We start from the raw sequence: 16,801 nt of genomic DNA, 5'->3' as shown, positions 1-16,801 counted from the left end.
GCGCGGCATGAATGCTCAAGCGTCACGTGTAGCGAGACGCACGAGCAGATCAGCAAGCAATTCCGGATCGAGCACCATCGCATCGTGGCCCGACGCGAGTTCTTCCCAATGCCAGCCAGGCAGTGCGCGAATCCGCTCGCGTACCGGCGCAAGCACCTCATAAGACGGCTGTGCGCAATGCACATAGGTGCGCGGCAGGCCGTTACCTAATGGGTAGCGCAGCACGAGCGGGGTGTTGTACGTGGCGAGCGGATGCGGCGTCAAACGTCGGCGCACCCAATCTGCACGCGGATGGTCGTCTGGAATTCCCATCGCCGCAACGCTCGGTACCGGCATCAACAGCGGCTGGCCGCTCGCGGCGATTGCCTTGAGTCGCGCTTCGACCAGATCGCGAGGCAAGATGTCCAACGCGGCCTGGCCGCTCTCAACGAGCAGGCTGTCGAGGAACACCAGCGAGCGCAGCACGTCGGGGCGGCGGTCCGCGACGCCCGCGGCGACGAGCCCGCCATAACTGTGGCCGACCAGCACGACATCCGCGAGTTCTTCGGCTTCGAGCAGATTGACGATATCGGTAATCGGCACGTCGACCGACGTCGCCGCGCTTAGCAGATGGCGGCGCTCACCGTGACCGGTCAGCGTCGGCGTAAACACCTGATGACCTTGCGCACGCAGCGCGTTTGCGACGTATCGCCAGCACCAGCCGCCGTGCCACGCACCGTGGATCAGCACGAAAGTATGGCTGCGGTCCGGGCCGGACGGCGTGTGCGACGATGAGGCTTCGGAGGACATGGTGTGTGCTCGGTTCCCGACGATTGTTGTCACGTGTTTTGACGGATAAGACTACAGATTGCAGACGCCCTTGCGTATCGTGCACGCTGCGGCATGCGACGGCAAGGGGCAGCGTTATGATGCCTGGTCAGCATGCGTGCCGATGGCATGCGCGATGCGTTTCGTGTCCCGTCACAGGAGGGCTAGCCTGATGAATAACCTGCAAGGAAAGATCGTCGCCGTGACCGGCGCCTTTGGCGTGCTCGGTTTCGTGACGGCGCGCGTGCTGGCCGCGCGCGGCGCACAAGTCGTGCTGATTGGCCGCGGCGCGGCGCCTGCACCGTCCGCGCTTCCCGCGGAACTCGCGCAAGCATGTGTCGTCGATCACGTGGACCTTGCCGATCCGCAAGCCGCGCAAGATGCGCTCGCAACGATCGCCAACCGCTTTAACGGTTTGCATGCGCTGGTCAATATCGCCGGCGCGTTCCGCTGGGAGACGGTCGCGGATGGCAGCGCGGACAGTTGGGACCAGATGTTCAGCGCGAATCTGAAGACCGCGCTCAATGCATCGAAGGCGGCGCTCGCGCATCTGACAGCCGCCGGCGGTAGCGGTCGGATCGTCAATATCGGCGCGCTGGCTGCGTTGAAAGCAGGGACCGGTATGGGGGCCTACGCGGCATCGAAATCGGCGGTCATGCGTTTGACCGAAGCGCTCGCGGAAGAGTTAAAGGATAAGGGCGTCACCGTGAATGCGATCCTGCCGTCGATCATCGATACGCCACAGAATCGCGTCGATATGCCGGACGCGGATTTCTCGCGCTGGGTCACGCCTGAGCAGATCGCGGTTGTCATCGCGTTTCTGTTGTCGGCCGACGCGCAGTCGATCACCGGTGCGCTGCTACCGGTCGCCGCGCGTGTTTGATGTGCGATCGGTGCGCGTGTAACACGACGGCCGTGTAACACGCGCGCCGCAGACCGCTCGCGATGACGGCGAGCGTAAGCTTCGTATGCGTTCGTCTTCTTCAACGCGCGCTGAGTGACAATCCGAGCAGCGCATCGGTCGTCATTACGTCACCGAACGTATCCGCGATCGACACGAGCGCCGCGCGATGCAATACGTTGTTCGTGACCGTTTCGTTGTCGCGTAGATCGAGATCGCGCGTCGCGCATGCATCGTCCGCGACGATCACGCGGTAGCCGAGCGGCACCGCATCGCGCGCCGCGCCCGCGACGCACGCATGCGTCATCAGGCCGGTAACGATCAGCGTATCGATGCCTTTCTGCTTCAGTTGCTGATCGAGGTCGGTGGTCGGAAAGACGCTTACTGAGCGCTTTCGCACCAGCTGATGATGCGCGGCGGGCTGGATGCCGGCATGGATATGCGAGGTTGCGCTGTCTTCGGCAAACACCGGGCTGCCCGCCGGGTTCACGTGCTGCACGTGGTACACGGCGATACCGTCTGCGTCGGCGCGTTCGATCAGCCGCACCGCGTTCGTCAGCGCCTTCTTGCCGTCAGGAATGGGCAGCTTGCCGTTGAAGTACTCGTTCTGGAAGTCAATCACCAGCAACGCGGTCTTTGCCGGGTCGATGGTCTGTGGCGCGGTGGCGCCCGCCAGTGTTCGGATAGTTGGATGGTGCATCGTGCGCGCTCCCTGTTTCAGTGGAATGTGCACCGATTTTCAGCAATATCCGTCGATACGGAAAGCGGTCCGGATGACAGCGTGTGATGAAATCGGGCCATTCTGCTGTGCCGATGCATCGCGTGGCGCGCACACGGACCCTCCGTTCAGGTCGGAAGCCGCGACTGGAACTGCTTGCGGTAAGCCGCGGGCGGGATCGAGAACGCCTGTGTAAAGTGCTGGCGGAAGGTAACCGTCGACGAAAAACCGGCGGTTTCGGCGACGACATCGATCGAGCAGTTGCCGGTTTCCAGAAGACGCTGCGCGCGTTGCAGCCGGTGGTTCAGCAACCATTGAGTGAGCGTCGTGCCGGTTTTCTTGCGAAAGTGCCGGGTGAAGCTGCGCACACTCATGCGCGCGCGAGCCGCGAGACTTTCCAGACTATGAGGCTCATCGAGATGTTCGAGCGTCCATGCCAGCGTGGTGGACAGCGGATCGCGGCCTTCGGATCCGGGCAGCGGTTTCTCGATGTACTGCGCCTGCCCGCCATGACGATGAGGCGCAACGACAAGTCGGCGTGCGACGCGATTCGCGATCTCGGCGCCATGATCGCGGCGCACGAGATGCAGACAACAGTCGATCGCAGCGGCGGTGCCGGCCGACGTCAGAATGTTGCCATCCTCAACGTAAAGCGCTTTTTGATCCAGTTCGACTTGCGGATAGGTCGCTTTGAATTCCTCTGCCCACGCCCAATGCGTCGAAGCTTTACGACCATCGAGCAAACCCGCCTGAGCCAGCACGAACGAACCGAGGCACAGCCCCACTACGCGGCAGCCCCGCGCGTGCGCGGCGCGCAACGCATTCAGCAAAGCTTGCGACGGAGGGTCGGCGGTATCGCGCCAGGCCGGCATGATGACCGTGTGCGCGTTTTCCAATGCAGTGAGATCGCGGCGGATATCGATATCGAAATCCGACATGGTCGGAATGGGGCCGGGCTTTTCCGCACACAGAATGACGCTGTAACGAGGCACGCCTAGCTTGAGCAGGTCGTCTCCGAAAACGATGCAGGGGACTGACAGATGAAACGCGCTAATCCCCTCATAAGCGATGACCGCGACAGTGTGTGACACGCATCTTCCCCAACAGCTCAAAAGATTGGCCTGATCCTATCACAGGATGTCCGCCAAACCGCTTATGGATTGCCGTGAAATATCTGATTCTGGATCCGCGAGGCAGGGGTTCAATAAATCGATTTTATCGAGATCATTTCATCGGCTCGCATTCGCGTGGACGTACCGCTGATCGCGGTATTGATATTTTTAGGATTGGAAAGAAAATGGAAATGCAGGAAGAAAAACGGATCAATAAACACGATCTGAAAATGGTGTCCTTCGAATCGAATTCGCTGGTTCGCTGCCGCAACGCAGTGATCGCGATCGACACGTCGATGCAGGACAATTACGCAAAAATGAAGGCGGCGCTGCTGCCGCATCTCGATCCGGTGATTGTGGTCAGCAACGACGACTGGGGCGGTACGTACACGCTGATCCACAACGGCGCTCGCGAAACGCTCAGGCCGGTGTCCGCAGTGTTCGAACTGGCGAAGTCTATCAGCCATACGCCGCTCGGACTGTACGTGATCATCGCGCCGTATCTGGGGCAGCCGGACGCGCAAGGATGGGTTCCCGGCATCAAGGCGTTTCGGGACGTGCTGCAGCGGGCGCTGGATCATTTGCAACGCACTGATTTGCCGCACGAAGGAAAGGTGGCGAGCCACCGCATCCTGGTGAACGCCCTCCGGTTTATCGATACGTCGTTGGAAAATGGCCGCTTCAGCATCGACAGTTTCGATGAGCTGACCGCGTACGTCCACGATGACATCGCAATTAACATGCGCATTGCCGGCAAGGCGCAGGTCGATGGGGTCAGCGCGTTGCTTACGCGCTGGAAAGCGCAACTCGGCGAGAAAAGCTGGAAGAACCTTTATGCGGTGGTCTTATCCATATGGACCACGATGATCGATAACCAGAATTCGATCATTATCAGAAAATTCATGGATCAGAAGCGAGTGGCGACGCATCTTATCGATATCTCGACTGCCGAAAAGCCGGCCGACCCGATTCACGTTGCGCTCGATAACCTCGGCCGCATTGTGATGGATAACGTGGCGGCCGAACTCGTGTTCCCGACTGACAGGGTCCTTGCCGATTCGCTGAAGGGGCCGCAGGACCTGTTGTCGAACGTCATTGAAAAGATTCTGGTCTGTCCGCACGCGAACCGGCATGTGCAGCGCGCTGCCGACGCGCTGTAAGTTTCCGGTCCCCATAGCCGCATGACCGAGCGGGTCTCCACGGCGTTGCGCGCCGGAGACCCGATGCCCCGCCGCCTGCGATAAGCCCGCGCTCACCCTGCAACAGGCGGGAAACGCCGCTCCAACCCTTCGCGTTTTCCCGGTTGCGCGGAATTTGTGTCCATGGAACACTCGCTGCCATCTGTCGTGTCAGATTCTATTCCGGTATATCGGACAGACACCCTGTCGGACCGTTTATCGGCCGTTGCAGGTTCGACAGTGCCGCGCAGCATCGGTGAATACATTTCTCCTCCAGACCGGGACACCAACAATGAGACTCGCCAAAGCACGCGTAAAACTCTACTGCCTGTCCGCTCTTGCCGGTTTGCTGGTGCTCGGCGCCTGCACAAAAGTCGATCAGCCCGCACAGGGCGCGGTCGCGGATTCCGCGCTCAAGCAGGTGTTGCAGCGTGGCACGTTACGCGTCGGCGATTGCCTGAGCTTTGCGCCGTTCGGTTTCTACGATCAGGCCGGCGCACCGGATGGCTACGACGTCGACCTCGCGAAAGAACTGGCCAGGCAAATGGGCGTGAAGCTCGAAATGGTCAATACGACCAGCGCGAACCGCATTCCGAACCTGCAGACCAGCAAGGTCGACGTCGTGTTCTGCAACTTCACGCGCAATCTGGAGCGTGCGAAGGAAATCTCGTTTACGCATCCGTATGTGGTCGCGAGCGAGGCGCTGCTCGTGAAGAAAAGCAGCGGCATCACGTCGATCAAGGACATGTCGAATCGCACGATCGCGACCGTAAAGGGATCGACGAACGGCGACGAAGTGCGCTCGCTGAACATGCAGGTCAAGATTCAGGAATACGACAGTTCGCAGGCCGCGATTCTCGCGGTCAAGCAGGGCCAGGCCGACGCGATGATCGAGGACAACAACTTCCTCGCGTACCAGGCGAAGCTCGACCCGGAGCTGAGCGTTACCGATGAAGCGTTGGTGCCACTCGAATACAACGCGTTTGGCGTGAAGCAGGGCGATCAGGTGTGGCTCGACTATCTGAACCTGTTCCTGTTCCAGATCAACGCATCGAAGCTGAACCAGCAGTTGTACAAGAAGTGGTTTGGTGTCGAGCCGCGTTATTCGCTGAACCCGCAGTTCTAAAGCGCGGTGCCGCGCGGCCCGGCGCCGCGCTGGCGCTTACGCAAGCGCCGGTCTCTCGCACGGAGCATCCATGAGCTATCAATGGATCACCCTCGCCGGTTATTCCAGCGATTTTCTCCACGCGGCGTGGCTGACGTTGCGCGTCACTTTGCTCGCATTCGTGCTGGCCATGGCGCTCGGCCTGCTCGCCGCGCTCGCCGGTTCATCGCGTGCCGCGCCATTGCGCTGGCTGGCGAGCATCTATATCGAGGCGATCCGCAACACGCCGGTGCTGCTGCAAATCTTCATTGTGTTTTTCGGTTTGCCGACACTCGGCATCACGCTCGATGCATTGACGGCCGGCGTGATCGCGCTCGGCGTCAACGTCGGCGCGTACCTTGCGGAAGTGTTTCGTGCCGGCATTCAATCGGTGCCGCGCGGCCAACTGGAAGCCGCAACCCTTCTCGGCCTCGGGCGTGCGCAGATCTTTATCGAAGTCGTGCTGCCGCAGGCCGCGCGCGCGGTTTATCCGGCGATCGTCAATAACCTGATCCAGCTGCTGCTCGGCACGTCGCTGCTATCCGCGATCGCGCTGCCGGAATTGAGCGGCACCGCGACCGTGATCAACTCTCGCACGCTGCTCTATGTGCAGACGTTTTCGATTACGCTGATCATCTATCTGCTGATCAGCAACGGCCTCTCGTGGATTGCCGCGCAGATCGGCGCGCGGCTGTTTCATCCGCCGCTCGAGATGAAGAAACGCGCGCGCCGGCCGTTCTTTTTCGCGCGCCAGGCGGACCGCACCTGAGCACCTTGAACTCCTGACATGAGCACACCGGTAAGAGGCTGACGATGTCGAGTGCGCTGCTATTTTCCAGTCTGTCGATCCTGCTGCAAGGATTGCTGGCGACCTTACTGTTATCCGTCGCGGCAATCGCGGGCGGCACGCTGATCGGCCTTCTTGCTGCGCTGCTGCGTTCGTTCGGCCCGCCCGGCACGCGGTACCTCGCGAAGCTCTATACCGAGCTGTTTCGCGGCTCGCCGGTGCTGATCACGTTGTTGTTCATTTACTTCGGCGTGTCGTACTTCGGTTATGCAATCGATGTATTCGCCGCCGGCGTGGTCGGCCTGAGCGTCTATCAGGGCGCGTATATCGCCGAGGTGTTTCGCTCCGGCATCGAGGCAGTGCCGAAAGGACAGTGGGAAGTCTCGCAAATTCTGGGCTTGAGCAAGTTGCAGACGTTTTTTTCGGTGATCCTGCCGCAGACCGGCAAGATCGTGTTGCCGCCGCTGATTGGCCAGTATCTGTCGCTGATCAAAGATACGTCGATTGTCAGCATGATCGGCATGTCGGAACTGATGCACGGCGGCCAGGCCATCGTCGACCGGATCGGCAAGCCGGTCGAGATCTACGGCCTCGTCGCGGTGCTGTATTTCATCGTGTGCTTTCCACTATCGCAGTGGGTGCGCCGTCATGATCGAAGAAGGAGTGTGCTGCAATGAACGGTGTCGCGGCGGGAAAAGCGGTGATCAATCTGACCGGCGTCAGCAAGTCGTTTGGTGAGACCCAGGTGCTGCGCGATATCAACCTCGATGTGCAGCCCGGTGAAGTGCTGGTGTTGATCGGCGCCTCCGGGTCCGGCAAGAGCACCGTATTGCGCATCATGGCGGGGCTAGAAACCGCGGATGCCGGCGAAGTGTGGGTCAACAACGTGCCGCTGCATGATGCGCGGCGCTCGAAGGAGATTCGCGGCCACGTCGGCATGGTGTTCCAGCAGTTCAATCTGTTTCCGCACAAGAGCGCGCTCGGCAACGTGACGCTTGCGCTGATCAAGGCGCGCAAGATGAGCGCCGCCGATGCACGCAAACGAGCGATGGAAACGCTCGACCGCGTCGGCCTTGCCGATCGCGCGGAACACTATCCGGGCCAGTTGTCCGGTGGGCAGCAGCAGCGCGTCGCGATTGCACGCGCACTGGCTGTCGAGCCCGGCATCATGTTCTTCGACGAAGCAACCTCGGCGCTCGACCCGGAACTGGTCGGCGAAGTGACCGAGGTGATGCGCGGACTCGCGCGCGACGGCATGACGATGGTCGTCGTCACACACGAGATGGGCTTTGCGCGCAAGACTGCGGACCGCGTGGTGTTTATGGACAAAGGCGTGATTGCGGAGCAGGGCGCGCCCGAGCAGATGTTCGTGAATCCGGGCAACGAGCGCACGCGCCAGTTCCTGCATCGGGTGCTCGACCATTGACTGCGAACCCGACCCCGAAGCCAGCACGTAGCGCGGCCGGCACGCGCGGCGGAGCACGCACGGCGGCGTCGGCGTCCGGATCCGTTCCGGCTTCGGCGTCGGTTTCAGCTGCGGATTCTTCGGCTGTGCAATCGTCGTCATCGCGCGCGCGAGGCATCGATCGGGTCGTCACGTTGCTCAGACAACTGCACCTCGCGCGACATCCGCTGACGATGCGCGAGCTGATCGAGTCGACCGGCGCGCCGCGCTCGAGCGTGTACGAGCTGGTGACGATTCTGACCGAAGCAGGCTGGCTTGAAACGCGGCCGGACGGCAGTGTGTTTTTCGGCCGCGAGATGCATTACTACGGCGCCGACTATGCGGTACATAACGATCTGATCAGCCGCGCCCATCAGACGATTCTCGCGCTCGTGAAGGTTCACGACGAGACCACGCAACTTTGCATGCTCGAAGGCAACAAGTACACGGTGGTGTTGTCGGAGAACAGTCCGCGGCCGTTCAATATCAGTTCCGATATCGGCGTGAAGGTGCCGATTCCATGGACCGCGACGGGCCGGCTGTTGCTCGCGCATCTCAGCGCGGATGAAATCCGCGCATTGATTCCGGCGGAAGATTTCGTGCTCGACAATGGCCTACGCGTTGAATTCGCCGATTTTTTCCGCGATGTCGAGCGAGCGGCGCAACAGGGGTACTGCTGCACCGAAGGCTTATCGCAGACGTTTCGTTGCTGCATGGCCGCGCCGATTCGCGATCGCTCGGGTTCCGCAGTCGCCGCGCTGTGCTTCATGACCGGGCGCGATACCGATGTCGCGAAGCGCGCCGCGATGCTCGACGATCTGATTCGTTCGGCGAAGGCGTTGTCGCAATCTTACGGGCGATGAACCGCGCGCCGTGTTCCGCGCGCCGTTCATCGAGACCTGCGATGCTTGTCGCCGGAGTATTCAGGCGCATTAATGCGACTGATGCCCCAACGCCCACACATACGCAGCGACCGCCTTCAGATCTTCCTGTGACAGTTGCACGCCACCCATCGGCGGCATTGCGCCGTTGTGTTCCTTCGGGTGCGGCACGCCGTTGGTGATGGTCTGCTGGATGCCGGCCAGGCTGCCATCGCTCCACAGCCATTTGCCCGCTGTCAGGTCCGCACCGATGCCCGAGCCCGCGCCATCCGTGCCATGGCAGCCCGCGCATGTCGCGCCGCCGACCTGGCCTTCGAACACACGCGCGCCGAGTGCGACCTGCTGCGGCGACGAACCCGGCGGCACGGGCAGGCCCGCGGCCGCTTTGCCGGCGTCCGGATGGATGCCTTCAGGCGGCAGTTCGGAATTCGACGACGACTGCGAAGCCGGCGGCTTCGTGGCCGCGGCGACCAGCGCATCCCGATTGCCGCCGTGGTAGGTGACACGCCAGATGCGGCCATGGATATCGTCGGAAATAAAGAGCGCGCCGTCGTGTGCGACCACCAGACCTGAAGGACGGAACGCCGCTTGCCCAGGTTCCTTCACGGCGCCGGCAAAACCGTCCGCGAAGATCACGAATTTACCCGGCGTAGTGGCCTTGCCATTGTGAAACGGCTGGAACACGACGTTATATCCGCCTTGCGGACCGGGCGCGCGGTTCCACGAACCATGAAAGGCGATGAGCGCTCCGCCATCGTATGCGCGCGGAAACCGGCCTGCGCCGCTCTGTGCTTCATAGAACACCATGTCGTTCGGCGCCCAATGCCCAGGGTACCACGCGACAGGCGCGCTACGGCCGCTACACAGGCCGACTTTTTTGCCATCGCCGCCATACTCGGGCGCGAGCACCAGTTTCTTTTGCGTCTGATCGAAGTAGCATTCGGGCCAGCCGTAGTCGGTGCCCTGTTTCAACTCGACCACTTCTTCCGCGGGCAACTCCTGGCCACGCTTCGCGTCATACAGTTCCGGCCAGTCTTCGTGAAGCTGATCGCGGCCGTGCTGCGTCGAATAGATGCGGCCGGCGCCATCGAGCGCGATGCCCTCGCCGTTGCGGATGCCACTCACGTAGCGTTCGGCCGGCGAAAACTTCTGACCGGTTTTGTTCGCGTCGTAGCGCCAGATGCCGCCGCGCGTTTCTTTCTCCGTGCAAGGTTGATTGCCTTTCGAATGTGGCGTGCGGTTCTGCTGTTCGCATGCGTTGGTCGCCGAGCCGAGGTCGACGAGTATTTCGCCTTTTGGCGTGATCGCGAACGGGTGCATCGGATGGTCGCCGGTCGTCGGCAAGCCCGATACGATCACTTCGCCTTTGCCGGACGGCGCGACGTCGCCGGGCTTCAGCGCATAGCGCATGATGCGGTCGTTGCTTTCCGCGTAGATCGCATTGTTGTAGAACCCGATGCCGGTGCCGCCATGACCGCCATCGGCCACGCCTTCGCCGAAGCGCTGCACGACTTCCGCGCGGCCGTCGCCTTGAGTGTCTTTCAGTGCGACCAGAAAGCCGCCCGGTGGCGGCGTGTTCACCTTGTAGTAGTTGCCGCTCCACGTATTCACGTACAACGTGCCGTCCGGGCCGACTGCCATTTGCCGCGCGTGGCCGATGTTGTCGGCAAACACCGTCGCGCAGAAACCCGGTGGCAGCGTGATGCCGGTCGCCGCGTTATCGCAGGTTTGTGCGCCGTGGGCCGTGCTTTCAGCCGCATAGGCCGGCGCCACGATGTGTGCGTCGGGCGCGAGCGCCCATGCAAGGACAGCGGCGCCGGCTGCCGCAACCGCGGGCCGGGCGACGGAACGAACGAATGACGCAACCTTGACGCGCATTGAACTGATCTCCTTTGAACGGTAGTAAGCGAGACGGGTGCCGGGGCACACGTGTGTTAGCAGCCGCTGTCTCCATGTTTGTTGCACGCGAGCGGGTTTCGGGTTTCGCACGCGCGCACGTACCCCGGCCGCGTGGCTAATGCCAGCGGCAGCGGGTGATGTATTACGAGGATCGGTCCTTCACAACGAAAACGGCTGAACGAGTATAGGCGATAGTTAAGCGAACGTTGAAGAACGTGTAGACTTTTTATGCGAACGCTTTATGTGGAAAGGACGCGTGTTATCGCTTGATGCCGTCATCGCTCGAGGCCGTCAGCATCCGCGCCTGAAGCGATGCCGGTGGTCGCATCAGGTCCGGTTGTGCCGCTCGCACGGCCCGTGCCAGAGATGCGCGATTCCGCGATTTGCCATGCAAGCATGCCCGGCACGAAGATCACGAGGTCGCGCACGCGCCGTGCGCCCGCGAGTGCGAGACAGGTTGCCGGCTCGAGTCCGAGCATCCCGCCGATTAGCAGAAAGCCGCCTTCCTGCACGCCGAGCGCGGCCGGCACGAAAAACGCGGCGTTGTTGACGGCCTGAACCAGTGAATCGATCACGAACGCCTGCAGAAAGCTGACAGGCGAACCCAGAAAGTAAAGCGCAAGCCAGATCTGCAGTGTGGTGCCGCATACCTGCAGCGGTTGCCAGATCAGCAGATAGCGCAATATGACCGCGCGATGACGCCAGATCCGCTTGATCGTTTCGTCGATGCTCGCGGACTTGCCAACCAGTTCGGCGAGCTTGCCGCTCGCGATGCGATCGAGCACGCGCGTCAACCGTTCGAACGGGTTCGCGTGCTGGATCAGTGCGAAGATCGCAAATGCAGGTGCGATCACCACGATGCCCCACGCGAGATGGCTGACGATGTGCAGCGTGGCCGATTGCACATACGCGAACAGATAGCCGACGCTGATTGCGGCGAATAGCAACTGGCTGATGACGGTGAGTTGCATATCGACGATCAGGCTGGCCGCAGCCATCGACGACAACAAGCCGCTTTTCACAAGCAGCCTGAACGACACCACGTCGCCGCCGATCCGCACCACGGGCAGCAGGCCGTTGATCGACTCGCGAATCCAGAGCAGACCGAGCATCGTCAGGTAGCGCGGTGCCCGTGGTGCAAGCATCAGCGTCTGCCATGCGCGGGCGTTCGCAAACATGTGCAGGACGTGCGCGAGGGCGGCCACCACCAGGCCGACGGCCGATGCGCGCAACAGATTCAGCACCGTGTCGGGGTCGTCCTGCATTACGAGCCAAAGCGAGACGAGCAGTCCCGCCGCGGCGGCGAAGCGGCCGACATAGCGCATCGCGCGGCCGCCGACCATCGCCACCGGAATGCGGCGCCGGAAGAGATTGCGCGGTCGCTGCAGCGCGTCGCCGCGAGATCCGGATCGTGCCATGCGCGGTAATCGCATCGTTCGCCTCGTATGGCCAGACGTGCGTGCATCGGTTCGAGCGCTGCGGGTCGCTTGCAGGCGAAGCGACCGTGCGGCTCCTCGAGCGGAATCAGCTACGTGTCAACGACTCATGCAGGGTTGCGTTTGCGCATGAACCGCAACGCGAAGCGCGTGAGCCTGGGCATCGTGCGCGGCCGCAATAGCCGCTCGTCGTAGCCTGCGAAGCGGCGGTCGTTCTCTTCGAGGCATAGTAACGCGAGCTCGCGCACGCTGATGTCTTGCGATGACATCGATTGTGCGCCCGTTACCGTGAAGTTGTGATCGACTTCCTGTTCGTTGCCGTCCCCGTCCAGCGAGCGCGCAATGCCGATGCGCTCCCACGCGAGAAACACCCAAACGGCCGCGACCTTCAGTTCAAAGCGGATACGCTGCAGCCAGTTCAGATTCGCGCGATGCCACGCGACCCAGTTCGCAAACAGCAGGATATGACGGCATTCCTCCTGCATCACCGGTTCGAAAGTGTCGACCAGCGTGGCCGGAAAAAAGCCGGAGCGCCGCGCCACTTCAAATAGCCCGAACGCAAAGAAACTGTCGATGCATTCGCTATAGCCGGTGACGAGATATGCCCATTCCGGGTCGTCCGGATACGCATAAGGCGCTTCGTTTGCGAGTTCGATACCGTATGCGCGCACCATGCGCGACAGCACTTCCTTGTGGCGGTTTTCTTCCCATGCGTTGAGCGCGAGTGCGTCGCGTATGTCGGTGTCGTCGATCGTGCTTGCATACGCGGCCATGCGCAGGCGCGCCTTGCCTTCGGTTTGCACTGCGATGTCCCAGATCGGCAGCGATGTCAGGCGTTCCAGCGCGGTTGGCTCGAGCGTTGGCCAGTCGAGCACCGCGGGACGATACGGATTGAACGTCTCGCGGAACATGACGCACATCTCGTGTTTGTGCGTGTCGGAGCCGGGCGACAGCGGCCCACTGACCTTGCTTCGCCACTGCACGGATTTGCGCGTCGCAGCGTCGAGCATCGCTGCGTCATGCACGCCGCCTTGCTGCGGCGGCCTGAAACCCGGCACCAGTTGTGCGGCGTCGAAATTGTCGAGAATGTGATGATCGAGAACCTGGTTGTTCATGCGTGAAACTCCCCGCTTTGATCTTGATGGCCTTCAATCGTCCGCGCGCAGCGGATGACGCATGTTAAGGCGGCTTCGCATTTTGCGTCCACGAAGCTTGCCGTCGGCGCTGCTCGCACCGTTTGGAATTTGCACTGCTGATTGCCTGTTCCGCGTGACCACCGCGCTCTTTGGAATTATTTATATTATTTGCTGCGTATAGGGTAGTTTCATTTTGGCCGCCGACACACGTTTCTCTTCAAAAAGGACGCCGACGGATGAGCCGGTCTATTGCGCGGGGCCACAAAACCTCACACAAATGCAGGTCTTTGGATCGGTATAGGATGGCCGCTGACCGCCCTCGGGCGATGACGTTGCGCTTTGTTTCTTCAATGAGGTCGACATGCAGAAAACAGTGAAGATTCCCGGGCCCGATCATCCGATCACGGTAACGAAAAGCCCGTCGCACATTGTGGTCGTGGTGGCCGGTAAAGTGATCGCCGATACGAAAAACGCACTCGTGCTGCGCGAAGCATCGTATCCGGAAGTGCTTTATATTCCGCGCGCGGATGCGGATATGACGCAACTCGAGCGGACCGCGCACGCGACGTATTGCCCGTACAAAGGCGACTGCAGTTACTACAGCATTCCGGCTGGCGGCGAACAGTCGGTCAATGCGGTCTGGACTTATGAAGATCCTTATGACGCAGTGAGTATGATCAAGGGTCATCTGGCTTTCTATGCAGACCGCGTCGACGCGGTTCAGATTCACCCGGACTGACCGGTCGGGTTCGCGACGCGTCACGCGCAGCGCTGCTACGCGCGACGCAAATGTTGTGTTCGGTGCTTCCGGCCGATTGCTGAATCTGCACGCGGACATAAACGTTGCGCGGCAGAGTAGTGGCTCACTGCATGCCGCGACGTACGCGCGGCTATTCGGGGCGCGGCAACGACAGCACTGGCGCAAACGCGGCCGGCAACCATGGCTGCCATACCCGCATCATCTCGGCCCATAGCACGAGTGGCGTCGCGAAAGCGAACACGTTTGGCTGCAATAGCCATCGGGCCGCCGCGTCGAACGAAGGCGTCGCGGTGATATGAATCGTCACGACTTCGCCGTTCTTTTCAGGCAGCTCACGCCGCGTCAGTTCCACATCGACCGTCGGAAAGCGTGCGGTCAGTTTCGTGTGATCCATCTTGAACCTCCATCCGTAGTGAGTTCGCCGGTTTCGGCCGTCCAGACGCCCGCGGACTAGTCTACTGCCGCGCGATGGGGGCTGCCAGCGTGCGCTACCGGTTGCCGGCAGTGCGTCCTGCTGAGCGCGTGAAACGTTCTGTTCCGGTCAAGGCAGGAATAGTCGCGAGTGCAAAAGTGTTCTGTTGTCGATACGCCAGTATCGCTCGCATGCTTTGCCGCACTTCGTCTATTTTGGAAATGCGGCTTTCCATTATGGATTCCCGCCTATGAAAGAGACTATCGAGGCGGCCCGGCCGGCTGGCTTAAACGACCGTGTGTCGCCGTGGCTCGTGCTGCTGCTGGCCTTTTCATGTGGCCTGATGGCTGCCAACGTGTACTACGCGCAGCCGCTCGCCGGGTTGATCGGCGCATCGCTTGCCGTTGCGAAGGGCGCGACCGGGTTGATTGTGACCATGACGCAGATCGGTACCGGCGTGGGCATGTTGCTGATCGTTCCACTCGGTGACCTGGTTGAAAGCCGGCGCCTTGTGCTGACGCTGCTGTGCGTTGCGACGCTGGGACTGCTCGGCGCCGCGTGGTCGCAGCACAGTGCGCTGTTTCTGGTCGCCGCGTGTCTGATCGGCGTCGGCAGCGTCGCGATTCACGTGCTCGTGCCGTACGCGGCGCATCTCGCGCCGGAGCGGATTCGCGGGCGCGTGGTCGGGAACGTGACGAGCGGGGTGCTGCTCGGCATCATGCTGGCGCGGCCGGCGTCGAGTTTGGTCACGCAGATCTCGTCGTCATGGCACACCGTCTTCTATCTGTCGGCGGCGCTGATGATCGCGTTGATGGTGTTGCTTGCACTCACGCTTCCGGCGCGCGAGCCACTGTCGAAGCCCGGTTATGTCGAACTGCTTGCTTCGATGCGGCAGCTGCTGCTCACGCAACCGGTCGTACGGCGTCGCTCGGCTTATACCGGATGCCTCGGCGCGGCCTTCAGCCTGTTCTGGACAACCACACCTTTGCTGCTCGCCGGGCCGGCGTTCAGGCTATCGCAAGGTGGCATTGCATTGTTTGCACTGGTCGGGGTCTCGGGTGCGATCGCCGCCACGGTGTCGGGTAGCGCCGCGGATCGCGGTTGGACGCGGCCGGCTACCGCGGTCGCGATGCTCGCGGTGTTCGCGGCTTTGCTGCTCGCGCATGCGGCGCAACCGGGTGCGCCGCTCTCGCTTACGCTGCTGGTCGTCGCGGGCATCGTGCTCGATTTCGGCGTGTCGTCGAACATGTCGCTGGGTCAGCGTGCGATTTTCTCGCTCGGCGCGCCATTCAGATCGCGCGTCAATGGCATCTATATGACGACTTTTTTTGCAGGCAGCGCCATCGGCTCGGCGTTGGGCGGATGGTCGTACGCGCAGGGGGGATGGCCGCTGACCTCGCTCGTAGGCCTTGCCTTTCCGCTGATCGCGCTGATCTACTTCGCGACCGATCGCGAACATTTTGTGAAACGTGAGTCGACTGCGTCCTGATTGTTCGCTCTGAAAGAGCGATGACGCGCCGCACTCGCGGCCGTCGCTTACGCGAGATCGGTGTGCAGCGCTTCGCGAGCCGATGCCAGAATTTCGTCGGATAGCGGGTCGTCGCTCACCGCGCGCGCGAGCGTCATTGCGCCGATCAGCATCGATAGCCGGGCAATCGCGCGTTGCCGCACTTTCTTCGAACGCCGTGCGCTAGAGAACGACATCAACACATCGATCATCGACCGGATGCCACGCAGATAGGTGCCGCGAATGGGCTTGTCGGCGGCTTCGCGGCTGACGTCGACCGCGAAGCCCGCAGCCGCGCATGACAGGCCTGGCCGATCGCGCTGCGTGGGGCTCAGATAGTGCTTCGCTAGCGCATCGACGAGCGATCGTTCATCGGCGCTGTCTTTGATCAGCGAACGCCAGCGCGTGACCGATTCGTCGAACGCCTGCGCACAGGCGATCGCGGCGAGTTCGTCCTTCGATTCGAAATGGCCGTAGAACCCGCCGTGCGTCAGACCCGCCGTCGCCATGATGTCGGCCACCGATACGCCGTTGAGCCCGTGCTCCTTGAACAGTCGCGCTGACGCCGCTTCGATGACGGCACGGTTTTTATCGGCTTGTTCGCGGGATACACGCGGCATGACAATTCTCCAGGAGGGATGCCGTGAGCATAACGCAGACAGTGCGTTAGCACATCGCC

The 16,801-nt window shown here is 61.7% G+C and carries 17 protein-coding genes; 9 read left to right on the top strand and 8 right to left on the bottom strand.

Features of this window, described 5'->3' with window-relative positions; translation table 11 throughout:
* Window positions 1-15 precede the first annotated feature (15 nt).
* On the bottom strand, window positions 16-789 hold the full coding sequence (locus BX592_RS28895) for an alpha/beta fold hydrolase (RefSeq protein ID WP_134196708.1): 774 nt from the start codon (window positions 787-789) through the stop codon (window positions 16-18).
* A 190-nt stretch (window positions 790-979) separates the two neighbouring features.
* On the opposite strand from BX592_RS28895, the gene BX592_RS28890 reads away from it, so the two are divergent.
* Window positions 980-1,690 (top strand): SDR family NAD(P)-dependent oxidoreductase, encoded by a 711-nt coding sequence (locus BX592_RS28890; protein ID WP_134196707.1) that lies wholly within the window; start codon window positions 980-982, stop codon window positions 1,688-1,690.
* 100 nt (window positions 1,691-1,790) lie between these two features.
* Here BX592_RS28890 and BX592_RS28885 read toward each other — a convergent pair whose 3' ends face one another.
* Both BX592_RS28885 and BX592_RS28880 read right to left on the bottom strand, forming a co-directional pair.
* The gene (locus tag BX592_RS28885; protein ID WP_134196706.1) at window positions 1,791-2,408 is read right to left on the bottom strand and encodes a cysteine hydrolase family protein; all 618 of its coding nucleotides are present in this window, start codon (window positions 2,406-2,408) and stop codon (window positions 1,791-1,793) included.
* Window positions 2,409-2,554: 146 nt separating this feature from the next.
* Window positions 2,555-3,517 (bottom strand): GlxA family transcriptional regulator, encoded by a 963-nt coding sequence (locus BX592_RS28880; protein WP_134196705.1) that lies wholly within the window; start codon window positions 3,515-3,517, stop codon window positions 2,555-2,557.
* Here BX592_RS28880 and BX592_RS28875 point away from each other — a divergent pair.
* The 6 genes from BX592_RS28875 to BX592_RS28850 all read left to right on the top strand — a co-directional run bounded on the left by BX592_RS28875 (window position 3,511) and on the right by BX592_RS28850 (window position 8,954).
* Window positions 3,511-4,698 carry a sortase family protein gene (locus BX592_RS28875; RefSeq protein WP_208327994.1) on the top strand — a complete coding sequence of 396 codons (1,188 nt, stop codon included), beginning with the start codon at window positions 3,511-3,513 and terminating at the stop codon, window positions 4,696-4,698. The two genes, BX592_RS28880 and BX592_RS28875, sit on opposite strands and share 7 nt — an antisense overlap.
* 310 nt (window positions 4,699-5,008) lie before the next feature.
* Window positions 5,009-5,842: an ABC transporter substrate-binding protein gene (locus BX592_RS28870; RefSeq protein WP_134196704.1), complete on the top strand. Its 834-nt coding sequence runs from the start codon at window positions 5,009-5,011 to the stop codon at window positions 5,840-5,842.
* Window positions 5,843-5,912: 70 nt separating this feature from the next.
* Window positions 5,913-6,629 carry an amino acid ABC transporter permease gene (locus BX592_RS28865; protein ID WP_134196703.1) on the top strand — a complete coding sequence of 239 codons (717 nt, stop codon included), beginning with the start codon at window positions 5,913-5,915 and terminating at the stop codon, window positions 6,627-6,629.
* 44 nt (window positions 6,630-6,673) lie between these two features.
* Window positions 6,674-7,324, top strand: a complete 651-nt coding sequence (locus BX592_RS28860) for an amino acid ABC transporter permease (RefSeq protein ID WP_134196702.1) — start codon at window positions 6,674-6,676, stop codon at window positions 7,322-7,324.
* Complete coding sequence (locus tag BX592_RS28855) at window positions 7,321-8,073, top strand: amino acid ABC transporter ATP-binding protein (RefSeq protein WP_134196701.1); 753 nt, start codon at window positions 7,321-7,323, stop codon at window positions 8,071-8,073. The genes BX592_RS28860 and BX592_RS28855 overlap by 4 nt, the downstream gene beginning before the upstream one ends.
* A gap of 125 nt (window positions 8,074-8,198) precedes the next feature.
* Window positions 8,199-8,954, top strand: a complete 756-nt coding sequence (locus BX592_RS28850) for an IclR family transcriptional regulator (protein WP_279589214.1) — start codon at window positions 8,199-8,201, stop codon at window positions 8,952-8,954.
* Between the two features lie 69 nt (window positions 8,955-9,023).
* Here the strand turns inward: BX592_RS28850 and BX592_RS28845 are convergent, their stop codons facing one another.
* From BX592_RS28845 to BX592_RS28835, 3 genes are all read right to left on the bottom strand, one after another.
* On the bottom strand, window positions 9,024-10,850 hold the full coding sequence (locus BX592_RS28845; protein WP_134196700.1) for a PQQ-dependent sugar dehydrogenase: 1,827 nt from the start codon (window positions 10,848-10,850) through the stop codon (window positions 9,024-9,026).
* Window positions 10,851-11,146: 296 nt separating this feature from the next.
* Entirely contained in the window at window positions 11,147-12,196 is a 1,050-nt protein-coding gene (locus BX592_RS28840) for a lysylphosphatidylglycerol synthase domain-containing protein (protein ID WP_134196751.1), read from the bottom strand.
* Window positions 12,197-12,414: 218 nt separating this feature from the next.
* Entirely contained in the window at window positions 12,415-13,422 is a 1,008-nt protein-coding gene (locus tag BX592_RS28835) for a ferritin-like domain-containing protein (RefSeq protein WP_208327993.1), read from the bottom strand.
* Window positions 13,423-13,804: 382 nt separating this feature from the next.
* Between BX592_RS28835 and BX592_RS28830 the strand changes: the two genes are divergently transcribed.
* A complete protein-coding gene (locus BX592_RS28830; protein WP_134196699.1) occupies window positions 13,805-14,182 on the top strand; it encodes a DUF427 domain-containing protein in 378 nt (125 codons plus the stop codon).
* A gap of 151 nt (window positions 14,183-14,333) precedes the next feature.
* On the opposite strand, the gene BX592_RS28825 is transcribed toward BX592_RS28830, so the two are convergent.
* Window positions 14,334-14,597 (bottom strand): hypothetical protein, encoded by a 264-nt coding sequence (locus BX592_RS28825; protein ID WP_134196698.1) that lies wholly within the window; start codon window positions 14,595-14,597, stop codon window positions 14,334-14,336.
* A 268-nt stretch (window positions 14,598-14,865) separates the two neighbouring features.
* Here BX592_RS28825 and BX592_RS28820 point away from each other — a divergent pair, with 268 nt between their 5' ends.
* Window positions 14,866-16,104 carry an MFS transporter gene (locus tag BX592_RS28820; RefSeq protein WP_134196697.1) on the top strand — a complete coding sequence of 413 codons (1,239 nt, stop codon included), beginning with the start codon at window positions 14,866-14,868 and terminating at the stop codon, window positions 16,102-16,104.
* Window positions 16,105-16,151: 47 nt separating this feature from the next.
* Here the strand turns inward: BX592_RS28820 and BX592_RS28815 are convergent, their stop codons facing one another.
* A complete protein-coding gene (locus tag BX592_RS28815) occupies window positions 16,152-16,742 on the bottom strand; it encodes a TetR/AcrR family transcriptional regulator (protein WP_134196696.1) in 591 nt (196 codons plus the stop codon).
* Window positions 16,743-16,801 lie beyond the last annotated feature (59 nt).

The organism is Paraburkholderia rhizosphaerae, assembly GCF_004366595.1.
In the GTDB taxonomy this organism is placed as follows: Bacteria; Pseudomonadota; Gammaproteobacteria; order Burkholderiales; family Burkholderiaceae; genus Paraburkholderia; species Paraburkholderia rhizosphaerae.
This window is presented reverse-complemented; position numbering and strand designations above follow the sequence as displayed.